The sequence below is a fragment of the Microbacterium sp. ZW T2_14 genome, assembly GCF_044987405.1.
In the GTDB taxonomy this organism is placed as follows: domain Bacteria; phylum Actinomycetota; class Actinomycetes; order Actinomycetales; family Microbacteriaceae; genus Microbacterium.
Genome location: NZ_JBJDRK010000032.1, coordinates 16,739 through 40,078 on the forward strand (window position 1 = coordinate 16,739; position 23,340 = coordinate 40,078).

Annotated in this window: 20 protein-coding genes; 4 read left to right on the top strand and 16 right to left on the bottom strand. The window is 71.0% G+C overall.

Annotation, left to right across the window (positions count from 1 at the left end; all coding sequences use genetic code 11):
- Window positions 1-178: 178 nt before the first annotated feature.
- From ACI3KY_RS12045 to ACI3KY_RS12100, 12 genes are all read right to left on the bottom strand, one after another.
- Window positions 179-1,948 (bottom strand): glycoside hydrolase family 35 protein, encoded by a 1,770-nt coding sequence (locus ACI3KY_RS12045; RefSeq protein ID WP_404930410.1) that lies wholly within the window; start codon window positions 1,946-1,948, stop codon window positions 179-181.
- Entirely contained in the window at window positions 1,945-2,586 is a 642-nt protein-coding gene (locus tag ACI3KY_RS12050; RefSeq protein WP_404930411.1) for a bifunctional 4-hydroxy-2-oxoglutarate aldolase/2-dehydro-3-deoxy-phosphogluconate aldolase, read from the bottom strand. Before ACI3KY_RS12050 ends, ACI3KY_RS12045 begins: the two co-directional genes overlap by 4 nt.
- A gap of 112 nt (window positions 2,587-2,698) precedes the next feature.
- The gene (locus ACI3KY_RS12055) at window positions 2,699-3,613 is read right to left on the bottom strand and encodes a sugar kinase (RefSeq protein WP_404930412.1); all 915 of its coding nucleotides are present in this window, start codon (window positions 3,611-3,613) and stop codon (window positions 2,699-2,701) included.
- Window positions 3,614-3,754: 141 nt separating this feature from the next.
- Complete coding sequence (kduI, locus tag ACI3KY_RS12060; protein WP_404930413.1) at window positions 3,755-4,597, bottom strand: 5-dehydro-4-deoxy-D-glucuronate isomerase; 843 nt, start codon at window positions 4,595-4,597, stop codon at window positions 3,755-3,757.
- 61 nt (window positions 4,598-4,658) lie between these two features.
- Window positions 4,659-5,423, bottom strand: coding sequence for a 2-dehydro-3-deoxy-D-gluconate 5-dehydrogenase KduD (gene kduD, locus ACI3KY_RS12065; protein WP_404930414.1), 765 nt, complete (start codon window positions 5,421-5,423; stop codon window positions 4,659-4,661).
- The gene (locus ACI3KY_RS12070; protein ID WP_404930415.1) at window positions 5,420-6,313 is read right to left on the bottom strand and encodes a fumarylacetoacetate hydrolase family protein; all 894 of its coding nucleotides are present in this window, start codon (window positions 6,311-6,313) and stop codon (window positions 5,420-5,422) included. The genes kduD and ACI3KY_RS12070 overlap by 4 nt, the downstream gene beginning before the upstream one ends.
- Window positions 6,310-7,521 (bottom strand): glycoside hydrolase family 88 protein, encoded by a 1,212-nt coding sequence (locus ACI3KY_RS12075; RefSeq protein WP_404930416.1) that lies wholly within the window; start codon window positions 7,519-7,521, stop codon window positions 6,310-6,312. Before ACI3KY_RS12075 ends, ACI3KY_RS12070 begins: the two co-directional genes overlap by 4 nt.
- A gap of 78 nt (window positions 7,522-7,599) precedes the next feature.
- The gene (locus ACI3KY_RS12080; RefSeq protein WP_404930417.1) at window positions 7,600-8,307 is read right to left on the bottom strand and encodes a ferredoxin-NADPH reductase; all 708 of its coding nucleotides are present in this window, start codon (window positions 8,305-8,307) and stop codon (window positions 7,600-7,602) included.
- Window positions 8,308-8,311: 4 nt separating this feature from the next.
- Entirely contained in the window at window positions 8,312-9,274 is a 963-nt protein-coding gene (locus tag ACI3KY_RS12085; protein WP_404930437.1) for a carbohydrate ABC transporter permease, read from the bottom strand.
- Window positions 9,271-10,203, bottom strand: a complete 933-nt coding sequence (locus tag ACI3KY_RS12090; RefSeq protein WP_404930418.1) for a carbohydrate ABC transporter permease — start codon at window positions 10,201-10,203, stop codon at window positions 9,271-9,273. The genes ACI3KY_RS12085 and ACI3KY_RS12090 overlap by 4 nt, the downstream gene beginning before the upstream one ends.
- Before the next feature lie 185 nt (window positions 10,204-10,388).
- A complete protein-coding gene (locus tag ACI3KY_RS12095; protein WP_404930419.1) occupies window positions 10,389-11,693 on the bottom strand; it encodes an ABC transporter substrate-binding protein in 1,305 nt (434 codons plus the stop codon).
- A gap of 49 nt (window positions 11,694-11,742) precedes the next feature.
- The gene (locus tag ACI3KY_RS12100; protein WP_404930420.1) at window positions 11,743-13,857 is read right to left on the bottom strand and encodes a DUF2264 domain-containing protein; all 2,115 of its coding nucleotides are present in this window, start codon (window positions 13,855-13,857) and stop codon (window positions 11,743-11,745) included.
- A 217-nt stretch (window positions 13,858-14,074) separates the two neighbouring features.
- Here ACI3KY_RS12100 and ACI3KY_RS12105 point away from each other — a divergent pair, with 217 nt between their 5' ends.
- Window positions 14,075-16,210, top strand: coding sequence for a heparinase II/III family protein (locus ACI3KY_RS12105; protein WP_404930421.1), 2,136 nt, complete (start codon window positions 14,075-14,077; stop codon window positions 16,208-16,210).
- Window positions 16,207-17,328: a substrate-binding domain-containing protein gene (locus ACI3KY_RS12110; protein WP_404930422.1), complete on the top strand. Its 1,122-nt coding sequence runs from the start codon at window positions 16,207-16,209 to the stop codon at window positions 17,326-17,328. Before ACI3KY_RS12105 ends, ACI3KY_RS12110 begins: the two co-directional genes overlap by 4 nt.
- A 92-nt stretch (window positions 17,329-17,420) precedes the next feature.
- On the opposite strand, the gene ACI3KY_RS12115 is transcribed toward ACI3KY_RS12110, so the two are convergent.
- The 3 genes from ACI3KY_RS12115 to ACI3KY_RS12125 form a co-directional block, all read right to left on the bottom strand.
- Complete coding sequence (locus tag ACI3KY_RS12115; protein WP_404930423.1) at window positions 17,421-18,425, bottom strand: Gfo/Idh/MocA family protein; 1,005 nt, start codon at window positions 18,423-18,425, stop codon at window positions 17,421-17,423.
- Window positions 18,426-18,551: 126 nt separating this feature from the next.
- Window positions 18,552-19,397: an EamA family transporter gene (locus ACI3KY_RS12120; protein WP_404930438.1), complete on the bottom strand. Its 846-nt coding sequence runs from the start codon at window positions 19,395-19,397 to the stop codon at window positions 18,552-18,554.
- Between the two features lie 77 nt (window positions 19,398-19,474).
- Window positions 19,475-20,743 carry a serine hydrolase domain-containing protein gene (locus ACI3KY_RS12125; protein ID WP_404930439.1) on the bottom strand — a complete coding sequence of 423 codons (1,269 nt, stop codon included), beginning with the start codon at window positions 20,741-20,743 and terminating at the stop codon, window positions 19,475-19,477.
- A gap of 80 nt (window positions 20,744-20,823) precedes the next feature.
- Here ACI3KY_RS12125 and ACI3KY_RS12130 point away from each other — a divergent pair, with 80 nt between their 5' ends.
- Window positions 20,824-21,150 (top strand): DUF2470 domain-containing protein, encoded by a 327-nt coding sequence (locus ACI3KY_RS12130; protein ID WP_404930424.1) that lies wholly within the window; start codon window positions 20,824-20,826, stop codon window positions 21,148-21,150.
- 62 nt (window positions 21,151-21,212) lie between these two features.
- A complete protein-coding gene (locus tag ACI3KY_RS12135; RefSeq protein WP_404930425.1) occupies window positions 21,213-21,866 on the top strand; it encodes a heme oxygenase (biliverdin-producing) in 654 nt (217 codons plus the stop codon).
- Window positions 21,867-21,898: 32 nt separating this feature from the next.
- On the opposite strand, the gene ACI3KY_RS12140 is transcribed toward ACI3KY_RS12135, so the two are convergent.
- Complete coding sequence (locus ACI3KY_RS12140; protein WP_404930426.1) at window positions 21,899-23,281, bottom strand: ATP-dependent RecD-like DNA helicase; 1,383 nt, start codon at window positions 23,279-23,281, stop codon at window positions 21,899-21,901.
- Window positions 23,282-23,340 lie beyond the last annotated feature (59 nt).

The following is a 23,340-nucleotide window of genomic DNA, read 5'->3' on the forward strand; positions in this document are numbered from 1 at the left end:
CCAGTCAACCAGCCCCCGCGCGACCCACGACAACCCCGTCGGAAGCGCGGCGGCGCTCAACCACTCGACGCGCCATCCATGACGTCAGGACCCTGAGGCGGCGGGACGGCTCCTCGTCACCCACCGCGAACGCGCCTCGTGCCGAACACGCGACGTCACCGGCAGCCGGTCCCTGCGGCTACTCCTCGCGCGGGCCGAGCTCGGGCTCGGCGACGAAGCGGGCGACGGGGTCGGTGACGCGATCCAGCTCGATCACGACGATCGAGTTCTCTCCCGCGCGCACCGCAGCGGCCGGCACGTACAGCGTCCGCTGGGGGCCGCTGCTCCAGTACCTGCCGAGCAGGAAGCCGTTCACGAGCGCGTAGCCCTTGCCCCACCCTGCGGTGTCGAGGAACAGATCGGCGGGAGATTCGAGTGGGAACGACCCGCGCAGCAGGAAGGGTGCCACCGTCGTGCCGGCCGCGTCCGAGGACGGAGCCGCGGCATCCGCGACCGCCCGACCCCACACGGCGACGTCGATCGGCGTCGCCGTCCAGCCGCTGACCTGCACACCGTCGAGGGTCACCGAGCCCACGAGGCCCTTCGACTCACCCAGACGCGTGTCGTAGTTGACCCGGCCCTGCTCCTCGACGAGCACCCGGACGCGGCGCCCCTCGGGCACGACGAGGGCATCCTCGTGGCGCGTGCGCGACAGCGTGCCGACCGACACCCCGTCGACCGACACCCACGCATGATCGCGTACCTCGCCGAAGCGCAGGACGCCGCCGCGACCGCCGGGAAGCTCAGCCTCGTAGGAGACGAGCGCACTGAGGTGCCCGAGCTCCTCGAAGCTCGGCGGAGCCTCGTGACGCACCTCCGCCGACGCGGCCGAGGTGCCCGGCGCCGCGACAGCCGTGAGCGGGACCTCGAACACGGGAGCCGCGCCGCTGACCTCGGGCACCTCGTCGGGCACGGGCGCGTATCTGGCGATCACGTCACGGAACGCGAAGTACTTGTCGGTCGGGTCGCCCCGCTCGTCGAGCGGAGCGTCGTAGTCGTACGACGTCACGATCGGCAGGTAGCGGCCCTTGTCGTTGGCACCATTGGTGAGGCCGAAGTTGGTGCCGCCGTGGAACATGTAGAAGCTCACGGATGCCCCGGCCCCGAGCAGCGCGTCGAGTTCGGCGGCCGATGCCGCCGCGGGCGTCGTGTGGTGGGCGTTTCCCCACCAGTCGAACCAGCCGTCCCAGAACTCTGCGCACATGAGGGGTCCGGTGGGCTGATGGCGGCGCAGAGTCGCGAGCCGCTCCGTGGCGCGGGAGCCGAACGAGCCGGTCATGTGCACCCCGGCGACGCTCCCGTCGCTCAGCATCTGGTCGGTCGGCTGGTCGATGGTCGTCAGCGGCACCGTGATGCCGGCATCCTTCGTCACGCGGACGAGATGCTCGAGATACGCGCTGTCATTGCCGTACGCCCCGTACTCGTTCTCGATCTGGACGAGGACGACCGGCCCTCCGCGATGAATCTGGCGGGGAGCGACGATGTCGTAGACCCGCTGCAGATACGCGGTCACCTCGGCGAGGTAGAGCGGCTCGGAGCGGCGCAGCCCGATGCCGGGCATCCCGGTCAGCCACACCGGCAGACCACCGTTATGCCATTCGGCGCATATGTAGGGCCCCGGCCGCACGATGGCATGCATCCCCTCGGCCGCGACGAGATCCAGGAAGGCACCCAGGTCGTTCCAGCCTGTCGCGTCCCACTCGCCGCGCACCTGTTCGTGGGCGTTCCACGCGACGTATGTCTCGATGGTGTTGAGCCCCATCAGCCGCGCCTTGCGGATGCGGTCGGCCCACTGTCCGGGGTGCACGCGGAAGTAGTGCAGAGCCCCGGCCAGCACCCGGAACGGCTCGCCGTCGAGGAGGAAGTCGGACTCGCCGATCGCGAACGAGCGGGCGTCAGCCGCCGTCATCGGGCGGCCGCGCGCGTCCGGAGCACCTCGGCGAGGCGCTCGAGCTGCGCGGCGTCCTCGAGCGCCGAGCCGACCGCGGCGACGCGGACGCCGGCGTCGAGGAACTCCTCGACGTTCGACGCGTTCAGGCCACCGGTGGCGACGAAGCGCACCTGCGGGAACGGGCCGCGGATGTGCGAGAACCAGCCGGTGCCGAGCCAGGTGGCCGGGAACGCCTTGAGCCACGTGAGCCCGAGCGAGACCGCCAGCTGCACCTCGCTGGGCGTCGCGACGCCGGGAAGGATCGGGATGCCGGCATCCTGCGCCGCCCGCACCACGACCGGATCGAGCCCCGGCGAGACGAGGTAGGCCGCGCCGGCGTCCGCGGCCAGCGCCACCTGCTCGGCCGTGATGATGGTGCCCGCGCCGACGCTCTTGCCACGAGCGGCGGCGAGGCTCACGACCTCGCGCAGCGCGCGCTCGTCCTCCTCGGTCTGCAGCGGCACCTCGACGGAGTCGATGCCGAGGTCCCACGCCGTCTGCGACAGACGCGCCGAACGCTCGACGCCCATGCCTCGCAGGATGGCCATGAGCGGCGCCCCGGCGAACGCCGTCTCGAACCAGTCGCCGCCGTTCGCGGCATCCATCGTGGTCGTCATGAGTGTGTCCTTCTGCGGAAGAGGTCGATGGTGGTCTCGGTTTCGGGGCGTGTCGCGCGCATACGGGGCGCGCGGCGCGCGCCCCGAACGTGCGGAATGCGCCCCGAACCGATCATGTCGGGATGCCGGGGGCCCGCGCGGGAGGCGCAGGCTCGTCGATCGAGTCGGTGGTGGTCTGCAGGGTGCGTGCGGCGCGCGCGTGCCCCGCGCGCAGCCGGTCGGGCACGGGGGCGTCGGAGAGACGTCCCCCGAGGTAGCCGCCGGCGAACGCGTCCCCGGCGCCGACGGCCTCGACGACCTCGACGACCAGGGCCGGCTCGAACACCTCGTCGGTGCCGACGAACGCGGTCGCGCCGATGTCGCCGTCCTTGACGATGAGCTCAGCGACGTCGGGCAGCAGCGCCCGCACCTGGGCTGCGGTGGCCGTCCCCCACAGGGTCTCGGCCTCGTCGCGGCCGACGAGCACGATGTCGGCGCTGCGAGCGAGCTCGAGCAGCACCGGGGCGGCGGTCTCGGCATCCCACAGCGGCGCACGGTGGTTGACGTCGAACGACACCGGAACGCCGTTCTCGCGAGCGCGCGCCATGACGCGCGAGAGGAACGACGACGCGGATGCCGAGATGGCCGCCGTGATGCCCGACACGTGCAGCAGATCGACGCCGTCGAACGACACCGCATCGGCGTCGGCGTCGCTCAGGTGCGCGGCTGCGGAGCCGCGACGGTAGTAGAGCACACCGTTGCCCGGGTCCTTCACGTACAGCCCGGTCGGGTGGGCGTCATCGAACACCACCCGGGACACGTCGACACCCCGCGCGGTCAGCTGACGCGCGACGCGGCGGCCGAGCGCGTCGTCGCCCAGGCGGCTGAACCAGACGGAGCGGTGGCCGAGCGCCGCCACGTGGGCGGCGACGTTGGACTCCGCGCCGCCCGCGTCGAGCAGGAACGCGTCGGCGTCCGTCACGGGCGTCGCGACGACGGGCGTCACCATCGCCATCGTCTCGCCGATCGCGAGCAGAGTGCGGGGCATCCCGCCAGCGTAGTCAGGCCGCGGCATCCGTCACCTCACCAGATTCGGAGATCGCGCGTAATTCGGACGCCTGCGGCGCATCCGTCCGGGTTTCGGCGGATCCCCGAGTTCCGCACGACGCGCTCCGGCCAGCGGCGGGCGTCATCGCAGGTCGGTGACCGGCGCGGCGTCCATGTCGTCGAAGGCCTGGTTCTCTCCGGCCATCGCCCAGATGAACGTGTACGACGACGTGCCGACGCCCGAGTGCAGCGACCACGACGGCGAGATGACGGCCTGACGGTCGGCGATCACGAGGTGGCGCGTCTCTTCGCGCTCGCCCATGAGGTGGATGACGCGGGCGTCCTCCGGCAGGTCGAAGTAGAGGTAGCACTCGGTGCGGCGGTCGTGCGTGTGCGCCGGCATGGTGTTCCACATCGAGCCGGGGTGCAGCTCGGTGACGCCCATCACGATCTGGCAGCTCTTCACGCCGTTCTCGTGGATGTACTGGTTGAGCGTGCGGCGGTTCGACGTGAGCTGGTCGCCGAGCTCGCGCACGGTGCCCTCGCCCGGCGACACGAGCGCAGCCGGGTAGGCGGTGTGCGCCGGCGCCGAGAAGAGGTAGAACTGCGCACCCTCGTCGGCGGCGTCGGCGAACGACACGGAGCGGATGCCGCGGCCGAGGTACAGGCAGGCGCCCTTGACGAGCGTGTAGACCTCACCGTCGGCCGTGACGGTGCCGGTGCCGCCGACGTTGATGATGCCGACCTCGCGGTGCTCGAGGAAGTAGTCGCTGCGGATCTCGGGGTAGCCGCCGAGCTCGAGCACGCCACCCGCGGGCACGGCACCGCCCAGCACGATGCGGTCGTGGTGCGTGTAGGTCAGATGGATCTCGCCCGGCACGAAGACGTCGGGGATGAGATACGTGTCGCGCAGGTCCTGCGTCGTCATGCCCGGGATCTGGGCGGGGTTGGTCGCGTAGCGCTGCGGGATGTTCGTCTGGGTCACGGTTCTCTCCTGGTTCTGCGTGGATCTCTGAAGCGGTCGGCGGCGCGGGTCGACGCGGGTGTCAGCGGACGAGCCAGCCGCCGTCGACGGGGATGACGGCGCCGGTCACGTAGGCGGCGGCGTCCGAGGCGAGGAACACGAACACACCCTGCAGATCGGATGCCTCGCCCCAGCGTCCTGCGGGGATGCGCGAGAGGATCGACGCGGCGCGGTCCTCGTCAGCACGCAGCGGCGCGGTGTTGTCGGTCGCCATGTAGCCGGGGGCCACGGCGTTGACCGTGACGCCGGCGGCCGCCCACTCGTTCGCGAGCGCCTTCGTGAGGCCTGCGACGGCGTGCTTGGACGCGGTGTATGCCGGAACGAGAATGCCGCCCTGGAACGACAGCATCGACGCGACGTTGATGATGCGCCCGCTCCCCTGCGCGAGCATGTGGCGGCCGGCCGCCTGCGACAGGTGGAACACGGCGTCGAGGTTGACCGCGAGCACGTCGTCCCAGTCGCCGGCCGGGTACTCCGCGGCGGGCGCACGGCGGATGGTGCCGGCGTTGTTGACGAGGATGTCCAGACCGCCGAGTTCGGCGAGCACCTCGTCGACCGCCGAAGCGAAGTCGTCGGCCGAGGCCGAGACGAGATCCCGCTGGATGCGGTGCACCCGGCGACCGGTCGCCGCGATGAGCTCGGCGGTGGCCGACGCGTCGCCGCGGTCGAGCAGCGCGACGTCGGCGCCTGCTTCGGCCAGCGCGACGGCGGCACCCTGGCCGAGGCCGCGGCTCGAGCCGGTGACGAGCGCGACCTTGCCGTCGAGGCGGAACGTATCGAGGATCATGCGGAAGGCTCCTGGTCGGTGGCGGTCGGTGCGGCGACGAATCGGGTGGTGAGCTCGCCGATGCCCGAGATCCGCACCGTGACCGCGTCGCCGTCGGCGAGCGGGCGGTGGGCGTCCTGGGCGGCGGGCAGCTTCTGCGGGGTTCCCGTCGAGACGATATCGCCCGGCTCGAGCGTCAGCACCTGGCTGAGGTGATGGATGACGTACGCCACGCTGAAGATGGTGGTCGATGTCGACTGCGACACGGTGACGACGCCGTCGCGGACGACCTCGACGAGGAGGTCCTGCGGATCGCCCACCTCATCCGGTGTGACGACCCAGGGGCCGAGCGGTGCGAAGCCGTCGGAGCACTTGCCGAGCGCCCATTGGCTCTGCCGCCGCTGCCACGCGCGGTCCGAGACGTCGTTGAGGATCGTGTAGCCGCCGACGTGGTCGAGGGCGTCCTCCAGCGACACGCGCTGCGCACGCCGGCCGATGACGACCGCCACCTCGCCCTCGTAGTCGACGTCGGTCGCGCCCGGTGGGATCACGACCGGCTCGTTCGGGCCGGCCAGCGTGTTCGGCGTCTTCACGAACACGTCCGGGTACTCGGGGTCGTTCGCGGTCGGGTCCACCCCGTCGGGCACGTGCCCCCGGTAGTTGTAGCCGAGGCACAGGATCTTGCCCGGCGTCACGGGGGCGCGCAGCGCCGCCTGGTCGAGCACCGGCAGCAGTGCGGGGTCGGCAGCCGCCACCTGCGCCTGCGCAGCCGCCAGGGCCGCGGCATCCGTCAACAGCCCCTCGACCGAGCCGGCGAGATCGCCGAGGTCCAGCAGCCGGTCGCCGTCGGCGCCCGGCACCACGGCCGCGGGGCGCGCACCGTCCGCGCCGGCGTACGTGACGAGCCTCACCAGTACTTCCTCCACTCGGGGCGCGCCACGCGCATCAGGGCCTCGAGGTAGAAGTAGTCGCCCCAGAGCGTGCCCTCGTCGACGCCGTTGTCCTTCGGCAGGTCGTACACCGAGTGCAGGATGAGCGCGTCCGAGTCCTCGGGCGTCGCGGGCGTGTAGTTCGCGACGAGCGACGCGAGGATCGAGTGCGCGCGGGCGGTCCATTCGGCGGCGCGCGCGGCATCCGTCTCGACCTGGGCGAGCTCCAGCAGACCGCACACCGCGATGGCGGCGGCCGAGCTGTCGCGCGGCGCGTCGCTGCCGTCGGTGTAGACCAGGTCCCAGAAGGGCACCTCGTCGGCCGGCAGGTGGCGCAGGAAGTACTCGGTGCAGCGACGGGATGCCTCGAGCAGGCGCTCGTCGCCGGTCACCGCGTAGTTCATCGCGAAGCCGTAGATGCCCCACGCCTGGCCACGTGCCCAGCACGACTCGTCGAACGCGCCCTGCTCGGTCGCGCCGCGCAGCGGCTCGCCGGTCTCGGCATCCCAGTAGAACGTGTGGAACGTCGAGTCGTCCTCGCGCAGGATGTGCTCGCGCAGCTGCGCGGTGTGGCGGGTGACGGCGTCAGCGAAGCGCTCCTCGCCGGTCTGCTCGTGCGCCCACGTCAGCAGCGGCATGTTCATGAGGCTGTCGATGATCGTGCGGCCACGCTGCGCCGGGTCGGAGAGGTCGCCCCACGCCTGGATGATGCCCGCGGGCTCGAGGAAGCGGCGCATCAGGTGCTCGGCGGCGAGCAGGGACGCCTGCCGCGCGTCCTCGTCTTCGACCAGTCGCCACGCGGCGACGGTCGACAGCGTGTAGAGGAACCCGAGATCGTGGGTGTCGAGGTCCTCCTCGGCGCGCACGCGGCGCTCGAAGTCGCCGGTGTCGACCAGCGCCGCCTCACGGTACGCGTCGTCACCGCTGAGCTCCCACGCGAGCCACAGCATGCCCGTGCGGAAGCTGGTGGTCCACCCGCGATTGCCGCCGACCGGGATGCCGCGCTCCGCGGGGCGGAGCCGGTAGCGGTCGTCCACCGTGGTGTCGTCGGGGTACGCGCCCCCGAAGGTCGCGATGTTGCGGCGGATCGTCGTGAGTGCGGCCGCGATGGCGGCGTCCGTCGGAACGGCGGGAACGGGCACGTCACCGGACGTGGCTCGGGTGCCCGCAGCGGGCGAGGTGGACGTCATGGGAGGGAATCCTTCGGAAATAGAAGTCTGGAACGGATGCTTCGTCCCGCGCCGTGATCGGGCGCGGATGCCGCGGCCTCAGGCCTGCGCAGCCGCCATCTCATCGAGATCGAGTACGGGTCGGAGCGTGTAGCGGGAGTTGGTCCACGCGAAGAACAGCGCCGCGGATGCCGTGAGCCCGAGGCCCAGCGCGGGTGCGGTGGCGAACACGGCGATCTGCGCGGCGAGGGCGGCGAGCGAGACCGCCGTGAGGTACCAGCGCCGCAGGCTCAGGTAGAGGCTCGCGCGCACGACGTCTCGCAGCCGGGCGCCCGGCACTTCCGAGACCGCGACGAGGGCGACGAGGCCCACCGCGATCGCGACCAGCGCCAGCACGGCGAGCAGCGGCACCGTGATGACGGCCGCGGCGGTGTTCGACAGCATCCGCACGTCCACGAGGAGCACCACGATCGCCGCGGTGACGGCCGCGCCGATCACGAGCGCGTGGCGCCAGGTGTCGCGCAGGCCGGCGAGGAACGCCCGGATCGGGCCGAGCCCGCCCGCGCCGTGCTCGCGGAAGGCGCGGAACGCGGCAGCGATGCCCGGCGCGGCGAGCGGCGCCGCGAGGGCGAGCAGCGGCCACGAGTACGCCGGGTCGGTGGTGATCAGCAGCACCACCATCGGCAGGCACGCCACGACCAGCAGGAGGTTCACGATGAGCGCGAGGTAGATCATCCCGATGAGGGACGCCCACGTCTCGTGCGAGACCAGGCCGTTCAGCCTGCTGAGTGCACGGGGCTTGTTCATGGTGTCAGCCCTTCAGCCCGCTCGTTGCGATGCCCTCGACGAAGTACTTCTGGCCGAGCAGGAAGATGATCGCGATGGGGATGACCGAGATCGTCAGGCCTGCGAACAGCAGCGCGTAGTTCGTGTCGAAGAGGTTGGAGACGAAGCTCTTGAGGCCCAGCTGGATCGTCCACAGGTCGGGGTTGCGCAGGTAGATGAGCGGCCCGAGGTAGTCGTTCCAGGTGTTGACGAAGGTGAGCAGGGTCAGCGAGGCCAGGGCCGGGATCGACAGCGGCAGCATGATCTTGCGCCAGATCGCGTACTCGCTGAGGCCGTCCAGGCGCGCGGCCTCGGAGAGCTCCTCGGGGATCGTCTCGTAGAACTGCTTCATCAGGAACACGCCGAACGCGCCGAACGCCTGCAGCAGGATGATGGCCCACAGCGTGTTGGACACCTTGAAGTTCGACAGCAGGATGAACTGCGGGATCATGTACGACTGCCACGGGACGGCGATCGTGCCCACGTACAGCAGGAAGAGCACGTCACGCCCCTTGAAGCGCATCCGGGCGAAGCCGTAGGCGGCGAACGAGCCGGTGAGCACCTGCAGGAACGTCACGACGACGGCGAGGAACAGCGTGTTGCGGATCCACACCAGCATGTTCGACTCGGTCCAGATGTCGACGTAGTTCTGCCAGACCCACGTCTCGGGGAGCCACTTCACCGGCACCGAGAACACCTCGTTGGCCGACTTGAACGAGCTCAGCACCATCCACGCGAACGGCGCGAGCAGCGCGATCGCGAAGATGACGAGCCCGACGTACATCGCGATGCGGCCGACACGGCGGCCCGGGGTCATCTTGTCGCCTGCGGCCGCGCGACGCGGCTTCGGCTCGGAGAGCTTGCGGAGGTTGCGGACCGCAGCGGTCGGGGGCGTGAAGTCCGAGACCAGCTGGTCGGCAGCATCCTTCTCAACTTGCTGGGCCATCAGCTGCTCCGCTTCTTGTTCCAGAGGAACTGCACGATCGTCACGAGGATGCACATGAAGAACAGCGCCACCGCGGCGGCCGACGCGTAGCCGAACTGGCTCTCTTCGAAGCCCTTGCGGTAGATGAACTGCGACATCACGAGGGTGGACTGACCCGGTCCGCCGTCGGTCATGACGAGGATGAGGTCGAAGATCTTGAACGAGTTGATCGTCAGCATCACGGTGACGAAGAACATCGTCGGACGAAGGCACGGCAGCGTCACGTTGACGAACCGCTGCCAGACGTTGGCGCCGTCGACGCGAGCCGCTTCGTGCAGCTCGCGGGGCACGGTCTGCAGGCCCGCGAGGAACAGGATCATGTAGTAGCCCATGTCACGCCAGGTGCCGACGATCACGACCGCGGGCATGGCCCACTCGGGCGAGGTCAGCCAGCCGGGAGGGTTCTGGATGCCGATGAACCGGAGGAACTCGTTGATCGGGCCGTATTCGGGGCTGAAGAGCAGGTTCCACACCACGGCGATCGCGACGATCGAGGTGATGTAGGGGAAGAACGCGGCGGTGCGGAAGAACGCCACACCGCGCAGCTTGTTGTTGAGCAGCAGCGCGAGCCCGAGCGAGACGACGATCGTCAGCGGGATGTGCAGCGCCGAGTAGTAGAGCGTGTTGATGACCGAGATGCGGAAGCTGCCGTCGCCGACGAGGCGCTGGAAGTTCGCGAGGCCCACCCAGTTGGCGGTGCCGAAGACGTTCCAGTTCGTGAACGACATGTAGAAGAGCACGACGATCGGCACGAGCGTGAGCAGGCCGAAGCCGAGGAAGTTCGGAAGGATGAAGCTCCACCCGATGAGGGTGTTGCGCAGCCGCAGCTTCGAGCGCCGGCGGCGCACGGGCGGCGGCGCGGTGCCGGCCTCTGTGGCAGTGATGGTCGCCATGGCGGACCTCCAGGGGTGGATGTGCGGGGGTGCGGTGACCGGCCGCCCCGCGGAGAGCGGGCCGGTCACCGGGTGTCCGGGTGTCGGCGCCTCAGGCGCCGCGAATCGGGATCCTCCCGGCAGGCTCGCGATGAGCCCGCGAGCCTGCCGGAGGGGGTGCTGGAACGGGTCGGAAGAGCCGCGGCTCAGTCCGTGCCGACCTCGTTGGCGACGCGGTCCTGCGCCTCCTTGATGGCGTCGGCGACGGACTTGGAGCCCGACATGATCGCCGTGTGCATGTCGCCGAGGATGCCCTGGATCGCCGCCGCCTTGTCGGACGTCGGGTTCTCCGGGTGCACCTCGTGCGTCGAGTACGCGAACTTCGACAGGTCGTCCGACGGTGCGCCGTCGACCGAGAAGTACGTGTCGACGACGTCGTCGGTCAGGAGCGCCGGCGTGATGCCGATGCCCGCGAGCACCTGTGCGCCCTTTTCGCCGGCGGCGAAGGCGAGGAAGTCCTTGGCAGCAGCGACCTTGGACTTGTCGATCGCGGCGTTGATGCCGAAGCCGGTCGGGTCGCCGAAGGTGACGGGGGTGTTGTCGAGACCGGTCGTCTTGGAGTCGAGCTGCGGGATGGGCGCGATGCCCCACTCGAAGTCGTCCGCGTCGCCCGAGGCCTGCTGGGCGATGAGCGTCGCGACGAACCACGTGCCCATCGGCATCATGGCCGCGTTCTGCTTGCCGAACTCGCCCTGGTAGGTGACCTGGTTGGCCTTGGCGGTGTTGTAGTCGAGCTGGTCGCCGTCGTCCTGCAGAGCCAGCACGTTGTCGTAGAACGGCTCCATGTAGTCGTACTTGCCCTCGAGGATGTCGCCGTCCGACTGCGCGTTCGCGAAGCCCTGGACCGTCGACTGCCAGTTGTGCAGGTACGCGCCCTTGGCGGTGCCGCCCGCACCGGCGATGCCCTCGGTCAGTGCCGCGGCGGCGTCGCTGTAGTCGTCCCACGTCCACGAGCCGTCCGGGTACTCGACGCCGGCCTGGTCGAAGAGCGCCTTGTTGTAGTACAGGACCCACGAGTCGTTGCGGTAGGGCACCGCGTAGGCGGTGCCGTCGACCTCGTACGACTTCGCGCCGCTGATGTCGTCAGGCAGCTCGACGTCCGACACATCGAGGAGCTGGCCGCCGTTCACGAAGGTGGGAACGAACTTGACCTCCTTCTGCGTGATGATGTCGGGACCCGAGCCGGCGGCGAGGTCGGCCGTGATGAGGGTGTTGTACTCGGTCGCGTCGTAGCCCTTGAGCTCGATCGTGACGTCGGGGTTCTCCTCGTGGAACGCGTCCGCGAGCTTCTGGAACTCCGGCGTGGTGTCGAGGCTCCAGCCGGACAGGGAGAGGGTGACCGGGCCCGACGACTCCTCGGGGGCGGCCGCGTCGCCGCCGCCGCTGCATCCGGCGAGAGCGAGCGTTGCGACCACGGCGATGCCGGCCGCGGCAGCGAATGAGCGCTTCATTCTGGGGGTACTCCTTTGTGATTGCGGACCCGTCTTCGGGCCCATCGGGTTACCGGTTCGCGACGGACGCGGTTCCGGGGTGTGCGAGGCGACTCGTGGTCGCCGTTCCGTCCGGCCAGGTGACCGTGACGGTGGTCTGGTCGCCGTCGGCGTCGAGCGCGACGGCGGCCGCCGCATCGGCGGGCGATGCGAGGTCTTCGGAGGTGAGCTCGACCAGCGTGGCGCTCCACGTGCCCGGTGCGACCGGGTAGTCGACGAGCGGAACCGCGGCGATGGGCCCGAGGGGGCTGGCGTCGTCGCGGGTCTCGATGCCGGTCGTGCCGTCGCCGAGCAGGGGACGGATGCCGGAGCTCAGCCCGTTCGCGATCACCCAGGCCGCGGCATCCGGGGTCTTCGACCCCACCGCAGTCTCCTCAGCTGAGGACGAGGGCCGAGTTGAGGAGCCGGGTTCGGCGTTTCGCCCCTCATCTGCGCGCAGCTCCTCAATTGAGGACGAGGGCTCTTCATCGGACGCGAGCACCCAGCCGCCCACGCGGAGGCGCAGCGACGCGGCGTCGATGCCGGGCTCGAGGGAGTCGACGCGCGCGAGGCGCACCTCCCACGGACCGCGGAGGAGGGAGTGCACCTCGACGACGCCCGCGACCTCGACGTCGCCGTCGATGCCCGAGCCGTGGCGCTGGGCGGAGGGACGCACGGTGATCCAGTGGGCCCGCGAGACCGAGGCGGCGATGCCGACGCGGCCGCCGTCGTCGTCCTGCACGCGCACGTCGATCAGGTCCATTGCGGCACGGTGCGTCGCACGACCGGCCGGGTCGACGAGGGCGACCGACTGCTCGAGCGGCTCCTCCCACGCGCGCTGGTTCGCCAGCGGTCCGGCGGCGGTCGAGTAGCCGATGCGGGCGTACAGCGGCGAGTCGCCGACGAGGCTGCCGGCGGCGGCGTGGTCGGTGCCGTGGTTCGCGATGCGGACGATGCCGTCGGCGCGCGTACCCGAGATCACCCAGCCGGCCGGACGCACCGCCCGCAGCTCGTCGGCGGCCTCGATCGGCAGCGGCTCGCTCTCGGCGGCCCACACCGGGTGGTCGGCGGGGAGCGAGATGCCCAGCAGGCCCTTGACGGCCCAGTACGGCGAGCCGGGGCCCGAGTACGACTGGGCGAGCTCACGCCATTCGCCGTGCCAGCCCATGGTGAGCACGCAGTCCTCGCCGGGGGCGCCGTGCTCGGTGAAGTGCGCGACCACGGCGTTGGCGGCACGCCGCAGTTGCCCGAGCGGGACGGAGGGGACCTCCGCGATCGCGCCCACCCAGAACGGGGCGGCCGCCGCAAAGCGGTAGATGAGGCTGCGGCCCTGCACGAGCGGCGAGCCGTCGGCGCCGACGAGGGTCACGGCATCCTGCAGGAAGCGGTCCAGACGCACGATGTCGCCCGCGGTACGGCCGTTCGCCAGCTCGTCGGCGCCCTGCATGCGCGACCACAGCACGGGGTACGTGTGCAGTGCCCAGCCGACGTAGTGGTCGTATGAGCGCTCGAAGCCGTCCGAGATCCAGCCGTCCTCGCGGACGAGGCTGTCATGCAGTGCCAGGTCGGCGGCGACGTCCTCGGCCGACCACGGGCCGCCGACCGAGCGCAGGAACGTCTGCACGACCAGGCGGAACCACAGCCAGTTGGTCTTCGGGTAGGTGGAATCCCCCACGACGGGCGCGAGGTAGGCGATCACGCGCTCCTGCGTGAGGGCGTCGAGGCGGTCCCAGATCCAGGGACGCGTCATGTCGAGCACGAGCGCGAGCGACGCGGCCTCGACCTTGGCCTGCGCGTGCTCGTCCAGCCGCACCCAGCGGTCGTCGGCGTCCTGGTCGACGCCGGTGACGATGCCGCGACGGTAGAAGTCCGCGAGCTCTTCGGTGCCCTCGCCGCGAGCGCCGGCGATGCGGAACCCGGCGAGCAGGAACGTGCGGGCGAAGCCTTCGAGCCCATCCACGGCGTGGCCGTAGCCGCCTTCGGCACCCGGGAAGTGGATGCGGCCGGCACCGGGCGACGCGTAGGTGCGGGCGGTGTCGAGCAGGAGATCTGCACAGGCGAGCCACTCGTCCCGCGTCCACTCACGCGCAGCCCAGCCGGCACCCGTCGCGTTGCGCGTCGACCTGGTGGGCTGCTGGACCGTCACGGGGATCTCCTTCGATGCCTTCTTCTCGCCGCTGTCTTCTTGCTGCGGGTCTCTCCGCGTGCGTCAGCGGAAAGCGAACGTTTGGGACTGTATCAACCCGATTCGTTCATTGCAAGACTGTTTGAGATTCGTTATGATCGTTTGTGATCGGTTCAGTCTGGAATGTGGGCCGAACCGGCACGACGCCCCGACATGGTGAATCAACGAGGAGGAACCTTTGACCACCCCGACGGTCCCCGGGTCCGCTGCAGGAGCCTGCCACACGCCTCCTGACAGGTCGCCCGAAGCGTCCTTCCACGGTGCGCTGTCGGCCGTCTACCTCCCGCAGGCGGGCGTCGGCGCCGCCGGTCTCCACGCCGCGCTCGGCACCCTGCTCGCGTCCCCCGATCACGCACTGCCCGTCGCGGCCTCGGAAGACAGGGACGTCTGGGGTCCGCAGGGCAGTGCCGACCCGATCGCCGTCCGCGACGTCCTCGCGCGGGCGGCTGCCGACCGGTCCACCCCGTGGCCCGTGCCCTTGGCCACCGCCGCCGCGCGCCTGCACGACGACGGCGACCGCGAGGGCTGGGAGAGCATCGTGTTCGAGCGGCAGCGCCGCCTCGCGCGCGCCGCGATCGCCGCCGCGCACCACGCCGACGACGGCGAGATCGGCGCCCAGTGGCTGGCCGACGTCCTCGACGGCGTGTGGCTCATCTGCGAGCAGAGCTCCTGGTGCTGGCCCGCCCACGACGACGCGTTCCGCGAACGGAGCTCGGTGCTCCCGACGGTGACCGCGCCCTATCTCGACCTCGGCGCCGGCGAGGCTGTCGCGCTGCTGACCTGGGTCGACCAGCTCCTCGGCGAGCGCCTCGAAGCCCGGTACCCCGGCATCCGCTCCCGTATCCGTCACGAGGCGCGCGTGCGCGTGTTCGAGCCGTTCACGCGCCGTCGCGACTGGCACTGGCTCGGGCTCGACGGCGACGTGCACAACTGGAACCCCTGGATCCACGGCAACGTGCTGCTCGCGGCGCTGCGTCTGCTCGACCGGCCCGACGAGGCCGACGAACGCGCGGCGATCGTCGCGCTCGCGATCGAGGGCATCGACCGCTACGTCTCGGTGCTGCCGGCGGACGGTGCGATCGACGAGGGCTACGCGTACTGGTGGAACGGCGCCTGCCGCGCGCTCGAGGCGCTCGACCTCGTGCGCCACGCGACCGGCGGCGTGCTCGACGCCTCGGGCATCCCCGCGCTGCGCGAGACCGTCGCGTTCCCCCACCGGATGCACCTCGGCGGCGACTGGTACCTCAACCTCGCCGACGGGCAGGCCCGCGTCTCGGCCGTGCAGCCGTGGCACGCACTGCACCGTGCGGCGCGGAGCGTGCAGGACCCGGATGCCGCGGCCCACGCCGCAGCCCACCGCATCGCCGGCACCCCCGCCGCGACCGAGCACGAGGGCTTCGGCCGGCTGCTGCGGGGCATCACCGACCCGGTGTGGGTGGACGCGGCCGAGGCGACGTCGCCCTTCCCGCGCGACGTGTGGCTGCCGTCGACCGAAGTCCTGCTCGCGCGCGAGCACGGCGGCACGCGCCGCGGACTGACCCTCGCCGTCAAGGGCGGACACAACGGCGAGCACCACAACCACAACGACGTGGGCTCGTTCGTGGTCGCGTCCGACGGCGTGCCCGTGATCGTCGACGCCGGTCGTCCGACGTACACGCTGCAGACCTTCGGGCCCGATCGCTACGACATCTGGACGATGCAGAGCGGCTGGCACAACGTGCCCGTGATCGGCGGCGTCGAGCAGAGCCCCGGCGCCGGGTTCGCGGCATCCGATGTCGAGGTCTCACTCGGCGACGATGTGGCCGCGTTCGCACTGGACCTCGCCGGCGCGTACCCCGCGGCGGCCCCGTGGCAGCGCTCGGTACGGCTCGAACGGCCGACGCGCCGCGTGGTGATCGAGGAATCCTGGAGGCCCTCGGTCGTCGACCGAGCAACGCACGACGCAGCTGGGACCTCCTCGCCGGTCGTTGAGCGAGCGAGGAACGAGCGAGACGAAACGCGCCGCGCCGACGGGCACGCCCCCGCCCGCGAAGGTGACGGTGCCGGTGCCACGCAGGTGCGGATGCTGCTGGCCGGCGACGTGCGCCAGGATGCGGCATCCGTCGTGGTCACCCCGCTCGACGGTGCGGCGCCCGTGCGCATGTCCTGGCCCGAGGGGATCGCGGCCGACCTCGTCGTGCGCGAACTCGACGACCCCGTGCTCTCGAGCGTGTGGGGCACTCGACTCACCCGGCTCGATCTGGACGTGACGACACGCGACAGCGTCACCGTCACGGTAGAACTGGAACCGACGAACCCGGAGGACGCCCGATGACCGACCAGACACCGGCACTGCTGGCCGCCGAGCGGCGGGCGCACGTGCTGGCGACGCTCGAGCGCGACGGCGCGGTGCGGGTCGCGCAGCTGATGGACGAACTCGGCGTCGCCCCGGTGACCCTCCGGCGGGATCTCGCGCAGATGGAGCGCGAAGGGCTGCTCGTGCGCGTGCACGGCGGCGCGGTTCCCGCTGCCGGCGCCTTCGACGACGTCGAGCCGGGGCATCCGCTCTCCGCCGCTCGCGCCGGATCGATCGCGATGCTCGTGCCGTCGCTGAGCTTCTACTGGCCGAGCGTCGTGCGCGGCGCCGAGACCGAGGCCACCCGTCACGGCCTGCGCGTGGTCCTGCGGGGCGCCTCGTACGAATTGCAGGACGAGCGACCGGTGCTCGACCGTCTCGTGCATGCCGACGGCGTGCGCGGGCTCGTGGTCGCGCCCAACACCGACACCCCGCACGCGCAGGACGTGGTGCAGTGGCTGGCGGACTGCGGCGTGCCCAACGTGCTCGTCGAGCGCGACGCCGTGGTGCTGCCGGACGGCAGCCCCGTCGAGAACGTCACCACCGATCACGCCCTCGGAGCGGTGCTCGCCGCGCGCCACCTCGCCGCCCTGGGTCATCGCCGGGTGGGTCTGATCATCGCCCGGGATTCGCCGACGTCGCGCAAGATCGCCGCCGGATGGCAGGCCGCCTGCATCGAGCTCGGCCTCACGCCGTCCGATCACTTCGAGACGAGCCTGCCGCCGCGCACCAGCCCGGACTTCTCGGCCGTGGTCGACGCGACGCTCGACGCGGCGCTGGCGAACTCGGTCACCGCGATCCTCGTGCACTCCGACCCCGAGGCGATGGCCTTCGTCGACCTCGCCCTCAACCGCGGCATCTCGGTGCCCGGCGACCTGTCGGTCGTCGCCTACGACGACGAGGTGGCCGAGCTGTTCACCCCGGCGCTCACCGCGGTCAGCCCGCCGCGCAACTCGGTCGGGCGCGCGGCGGTCGACCTCCTGGCGCGGCGCATCGAGGATCCGACCCGGCCCGTCCACCGCGTCGTGCTGAACCCGACGCTCAACGTGCGCGGCTCCACCGCCCCGCCCCGCACGCCCGGAAGCGCGAAAGGCTAGATCTCCGCACGCGGAATACGGATGCCGCGACCCGGTGTCGCGGCATCCTCCCGTGCCGTCGGCCGGCGCCTGCCGGCAGCCGCCCGGGGCGGTCAGCCGGCGAGTGCTGCCGCGCGCCAGTCCGTGAGCACCCGCGCGGCGGCACGCGTGTGCGACCACGGCATCTCCGGCACTTCGAGCCGGCCCTCGGCCAGGGCGAGCGACAAGGCATCGGCCTCGGCCGCCATGGGCTGCACGACGGCCACCTCGATCACCTGCTCCTCGCCGTCACGGCGGCGCACGGTGAACGTCGACGGGCTCTCGGTGCGGCTGCCCCAGGCGTTCGGGAGCACGACGTCGGCCGCGGCGAACCGCAGCATGGCCGTGTCGGACAGGTCCTCGATCACCGACGTCGCGATCTGCGCGGTCACGTCTCCGAACGCGATGACGGCGGATGCCGCGCCGTCGACGCCCGACACGAGCTCGGCCTCGAACCGGCGGTAGGCGGGCGCGTCGAGGGGCTGTCCGGCCGCGGCGGCGAGGTCGATCGCCAGGGCGAGCGGATAGCAGCCGACGTCGAGGATCGCCCCACCCGCGAGCGCGGGATCGAACAGCCGCCCCTCGTGTGTCGGCGCCGCGAACCCGAAGGCCCCTTCGACGCGCTCGAGCGCGCCGAGCTCGCCACCCGCCACGAGCTCTCGCAGCGCATCGGCGAACGGCCCGAAGCGCGTCTTGAACGCCTCGAGGAAGGGCCGCTGCGCGCGCTCGGCGGCCGCCAGGATCTGCTCGACCTCCTCCAGCGCGGGGCTGGCCGGCTTCTCGCAGAGCACGGCCTTGCCGGCCTCCAGGGCGCGGATCGCGAGCTCGGCGTGGGTCGTGTGGACGGTTCCCACGTACACCGCGTCCACGTCGTCGCGGGCCAGGATCTCGTCGTAGGTGCCGGATGCCGCGGCACCGTGCTCGGCGGCGAACGACGCCGCGCGCTCGGGTGACGAGCTGCCGACCGCGTGCAGCACGCCGTACCGCGACGCGCGCAGTCCCACGACGAAGTCCCTGCTGATGGCTCCGGGGCCGAGCACGGCCCATCTCGTGTGCACCGTGTTGTCCGCCTGAGTCATGGCCCCGATCGTAGCGAGCCCGCCGGTCGCGCCGCCCGGCCGTGGCATCCGTCCCCGCTCCCGCGCGCCGTCGCACGCCACCGGGCAGCAGACATCCACCGCCCGCCGAAGGGGTCGGGCGCCGCGTCAGGCGATCGGCTCGGCCGCTTCGCGGGCAGCGCGGGCCGAGGAGCGCACCGCGCCGATACTGGCGGCGATGACCAGGGCGATGCCGGCGATCTCGAGCCCGGTCATATGTTGTCCCAGGAATATGAATCCGGCGAGCGCCGCTGTGGCCGGTGCGAGGCTCATCAGGATCGCGAAGACGGCAGCCGGCAGGCGACGGAGAGCCACCAGCTCGAAGGCGTAGGGGATCGTCGACGAGAGGATGGCGACCGCGGCCCCGAGCGCGACGATCTCGACGCGCAGCAGCGAGGCTCCGGCATCCGCGATTCCGAAGGGAAGCGCGATGATCGCACCGACCGCCATCGCCAGTGCGAGGCCGTCGAGCTTCGGAAACGCCCGCCCCACGCGCGCCGACGCCAGGATGTAGAACGCCCAGCTGGCCGCGGCCCCGAGCGCGAAGAGCACGCCGAGCGGATCGAGGCGGTCCCACCCGCCCCCGCCGAGTGCCAGCACGCCTGCCAGGGCGACAACCGCCCACAGCCACGCCGACGCACGGCGCGCAGCGACGATCGACAGCACGAGGGGTCCGAGCACCTCGATGGTCACCGTCACGCCGAGCGGCAGGCGCTCCAGGGCGAGGTAGAACAGGCCGTTCATCAGCGCGAGCACGAGGCCGAACAGCGCCACCCCGGTCCAATCGGCGCGGGAGTGCCCGCGCAGCCGCGGCCGCGCGATCAGCAGCAGCACGACCGCCGAGAACACCAGGCGCAGCATCACCATGCCGAGCGGACCGACCTCGGGGAACAGCAGCACCGCGATGGAGGCGCCGACCTCCTGGCACGCCAGGCCGGCGATCACCAGCGCGATCGCGGGCGTGCTCCCCGATGCGCCGGCCCGGCTCGCGGCCGCCGTGTTCCCCGTCCCGCCCGAGCCCGCTCCGGCCGTCACTGCGTCGCGGGCGGCGTGCACACCGCCGCGCCGGCGATGGCGTCGTGGTACTGCTCCGGCGTCCAGGGCAGTCCCGCTTCGGGCACCGTCTCACCGGCCGCCGCGGGCGCCTTCGAGGCGATCGCAGCGAGCTCCCACGCGAGGTACTCGCCCACCGCGCCGTCGGCGGCGGAGTTGTTGAGCACGACGGCGACCGCGAGGCCGGTCTCGGGGTCGGCGAAGGCGGCGGTGATGTACCCGGGCACCTTGCCCGCCTGCCCGACGAGGGAACCCGCGATGAGCGCACCACCGCCGGCGGTGTACCAGGAGGGTCCATCGGCGGCGACGGCCACGGGAGCGGCGAACCGGTCGTCGTCCTGGACGAGCGCGCCCGAGGCGAGCGCCTGCACGTAGCGGCCGAGGTCTTCGATGTCGGTGACGGCGCCGGCGTCGGTGAAGCCGCTGCTGGACGACGCGGCCGTGAGGTCGATCGGGGCAGCGCAGTCGAGCGCGCCCTCGGCGTTGTTGACCGACTGCCCGCCCTTCAGCACGCCCTTCGCGGGAAGGTCGCCGAGGGACGTCGCGTCGAGACCGAGAGGGTCGGCGACGTAGGTCTGGATGAGGTCCGCGGCCGACATGTCGGTGGCGCGCTCCAGCGCGAGACCCAGCAGCACGTAGCCGGAATCGGAATCGCGGTACGCCAGACCCGGCTCCGCCGTACGCGGCTGACCGAGCCCGAAGCTCGCGAGGTAGCGCGGATCCCAGTCGCGCGCCGGATTGGTGATCCACGACGAGTACAGCTGGCCCGCGTACGAGCCGATGCCCGACGTGCCGTCGCAGAGCTCGAGCAGGGTGACGTCGGCGAGGTCGGGGACTCCCGAGACGTATTCCGTGACGCTGTCGTCGAGGTCGACCTTGCCCTCCGCGGCGACCTTGAACAGCACATCGCAGGTCATCGCCCGGGTCATCTTGCCCGCACGGAACGCGAGGTCAGCGGTCACGTCTCCGCCGCCGTCCGGCCGCTGCGTGCCGAGACCGGCGACCCAGCTGCCGCTCCACGGGGCCCAGACGCCCACGATGGCCCCGGACGACCCCGTGGTGCCCATCGCGTGGGTGACGGCATCCGTCAACCGCTGGACCGTCTCGTCGGGAAGGGATGCCGCGGCCTGGGGCGGCAGATCGGGCTCGACGTCGCCGCCGAACGAGCACCCTGCGAGCAGAAGAGCGGACGCGACGGCACCGGCGATGACCGCGATGGCGCGGCGACGTGTAGACCGGGTCCGCATTCTCACCCCCCGACGATCGTGCAATGCATTCAAACACACCCCGGCGGCTTGCCGTGCACGGCGATCCGTAGGCTGAGAGCATGACGCACCTCTTCGACGACGACGCACTGGCAGGCGTGCTCGGCCACATGAACGGCGACCACGGTGATGACAATCTTCTGATCGCCCGCGCTTTCGCCGCAGATGCGGGCATCGAGCATGCCGAGGTCACCGCGTCGATCATGACGGGGTTCGACGGCGATCGCGGCGTCTGGCAGGCGACGCTCGCCGATGGTTCCACGGCCGAGGTCGCCCTTCCGTGGCCGTCCGGTCCGATCTCGGAGCGTCGCGAGGTGCGCCGCGAGATCGTCGCACTCTACGACGAGGCGTGCCGACGACTCGACCTCGAACCGCGACCGCACGCCTAGAGCGGCCCCAGCCCGAAAAACTGGGTAGTTAGGTGTGCCTTATCTTCAGTTACCATGAAGGTATGAGCGACCCGATTCCGTTCTCCACCGCCCTGCGCGAGCGTTCGAGCAGCTCGCACTCTTCGAGCGAGCACTCCGGTTTCATGGCCGACCTCATGAAGGGGGAGGGCACGCGCGAGGACTACGTCGCGCTGGTCGCCCAGCACTGGTTCATCTACGAGGCGCTGGAACGCACCGCCGGTCAGATGCGCAACGATCCCGTCGCAGCGGTCTTCATCAGCGACAAGCTCACGCGCCTTCCCGCGCTGGAGGCCGACCTCGAGTTCCTCGTCGGTCCCGACTGGCGCGAGCGGATCCAGCCGCTGCCCACCACGCAGCGCTACGTCGATCGCATCGACGAGGTCGGGGCGACGTGGGCGGGCGGCTTCGTCGCACACCACTACACCCGCTACCTCGGCGACCTGTCGGGCGGCCAGTTCATCGGCCGGCTGATGGCCCGCCGCTTCGGGTTCCAGACCAACGGCATCGGCTTCTACCTCTTCGACGACATCGCCGACCCGAAGGGCTTCAAGGACGTCTACCGCGAGCAGCTCGACGCCGCCCCGTGGGATGCCGCGGAGCAGGAGCGCGTGATCGACGAGGTGCTCCTCGCCTACCGCTTCAACACCGACCTTTTCGAGGACCTCGCCCACGCGAAGGCCGCCCAGGTCGCCTGACCGCCGACGCAAGCGCGCCGCGACCTGGATCGTCAGGATGCCGCGGACCCGCGGACGGCGGACGACATGAATCGCCGCACGTCGGGGTCGACCTGGATGTCGCGCGGTCGCAGGGGGCGCGAGAGGTAGAGCCCGTCGAGCGAGGTCAGCCGCGACAGCGCCACGTACGTCTGCCCGGGCGCGAAGGCCCCCGATCCCAGGTCGATGATCGCGCGGTCGTAGGTCTTGCCCTGCGACTTGTGGATCGTCACCGCCCACGCCAATCGCAGCGGGAACTGGGTGAACTCCGCCACGATGTCGCGCGTGAGCGTCTTCGAGCCCGGGTTGTACGAGTAGCGGTACTTCTCCCAGACCGAGGGCTCGACGTCGAACTCCTCGCCCTCGACGTCGACGCGCACCGTCTCGCCGGCGATGCGGGTGACCGTGCCGATCGTGCCGTTGACCCAGCGCGGCGGCTCACCGAATGAGCCGGTGTCGTTGCGCAGGAACATGACCTGGGCGCCGACCTTCAGCTTGAGCTCGAGATCGGCCGGGTACGCGGCATCCCCTCGTCCGAAGTCGCCGCTCACCTCCGCCATCGCCGTCTGCTCGCGGCCGACCAGCTCGGCGAGGTGCCGACGATTGATGTTGTTGACGATGTCGTTGCGCGTCGCGAGCGTGATGATGGGGTGTTCGCCGTCGACGGGGTCGGGCGGAGTGCGGGCGCCCGTGTCGTTGAGCACCTGGGCGATGTCGGCCGTGACATGCCCGTGGCGCACCGCATTGAGCATCGCCTTGAACGCCGGATCGGACTGCCGGTGGATGTCGACCAGCTCGCGGATGTTCAGCTGGGCGCCGTACGAGCCGACGTCGAGGATGCCGTCCGTCGCCGACTCGCCCACCCAGACCTTGGCGTCGAAGAACCAGAACGAGCGGTAGTGGTCACGCACGTAGCGGAGCTCATCGCCGCGCGGCGGCACGGGCGCCAGCTGGTACGGATCGCCGAACATCACGATCTGCGCGCCGCCGAACGGCTCGGAGCGCCGGCCTCGCGCCTTGCGCAGCGCGCGGTCGATCGCATCCATGAGGTCGGCGTTGACCATGGAGATCTCGTCGATCACCAGCGTGTCGATCGCGTTGAGCAGCTTGCGCGTCGCGTCGGACTGGTCCTCGTCGTGCGCGCCGATGATGCCGAGGGGCAGCTTGAACAGCGAGTGGATCGTCTGCCCCTCGACGTTGAGCGCAGCGACGCCCGTCGGCGCACACACCGCGATCTGCTTGCTCGTGTTCCAGGCCAGGTGCTGCAGCAGGGTCGACTTGCCGGTTCCCGCCCGCCCGGTGACGAAGACGTGCTCGCGCGTGTCTTCGATGAGCCGGAACAGCGCCTCCTGCTCGGCCGACAGCGCGAGGCCGGCAGGAGAAGGCGTTGTGGTCACCGGTTCATGCTAACGAGCGGATGCCGCCTTCCGGCCGTCCGCGCCGTGATCGGTGGAGT

What these genes read in the sequence shown, in the direction of transcription:
- ACI3KY_RS12045 (WP_404930410.1), bottom strand. Translation starts at nt 1,948, where the DNA reads ATGACGGCGGCTGACGCCCGCTCGTTCGCGATCGGCGAGTCCGACTTC.
- ACI3KY_RS12050 (WP_404930411.1), bottom strand. Translation starts at nt 2,586, where the DNA reads ATGACGACCACGATGGATGCCGCGAACGGCGGCGACTGGTTCGAGACG.
- ACI3KY_RS12055 (WP_404930412.1), bottom strand. Translation starts at nt 3,613, where the DNA reads ATGCCCCGCACTCTGCTCGCGATCGGCGAGACGATGGCGATGGTGACG.
- kduD (WP_404930414.1), bottom strand. Translation starts at nt 5,423, where the DNA reads ATGATCCTCGATACGTTCCGCCTCGACGGCAAGGTCGCGCTCGTCACC.
- ACI3KY_RS12075 (WP_404930416.1), bottom strand. Translation starts at nt 7,521, where the DNA reads ATGACGTCCACCTCGCCCGCTGCGGGCACCCGAGCCACGTCCGGTGAC.
- ACI3KY_RS12080 (WP_404930417.1), bottom strand. Translation starts at nt 8,307, where the DNA reads ATGAACAAGCCCCGTGCACTCAGCAGGCTGAACGGCCTGGTCTCGCAC.
- ACI3KY_RS12090 (WP_404930418.1), bottom strand. Translation starts at nt 10,203, where the DNA reads ATGGCGACCATCACTGCCACAGAGGCCGGCACCGCGCCGCCGCCCGTG.
- ACI3KY_RS12095 (WP_404930419.1), bottom strand. Translation starts at nt 11,693, where the DNA reads ATGAAGCGCTCATTCGCTGCCGCGGCCGGCATCGCCGTGGTCGCAACG.
- ACI3KY_RS12110 (WP_404930422.1), top strand. Translation starts at nt 16,207, where the DNA reads ATGACCGACCAGACACCGGCACTGCTGGCCGCCGAGCGGCGGGCGCAC.
- ACI3KY_RS12115 (WP_404930423.1), bottom strand. Translation starts at nt 18,425, where the DNA reads ATGACTCAGGCGGACAACACGGTGCACACGAGATGGGCCGTGCTCGGC.
- ACI3KY_RS12125 (WP_404930439.1), bottom strand. Translation starts at nt 20,743, where the DNA reads ATGCGGACCCGGTCTACACGTCGCCGCGCCATCGCGGTCATCGCCGGT.
- ACI3KY_RS12130 (WP_404930424.1), top strand. Translation starts at nt 20,824, where the DNA reads ATGACGCACCTCTTCGACGACGACGCACTGGCAGGCGTGCTCGGCCAC.
- ACI3KY_RS12135 (WP_404930425.1), top strand. Translation starts at nt 21,213, where the DNA reads ATGAGCGACCCGATTCCGTTCTCCACCGCCCTGCGCGAGCGTTCGAGC.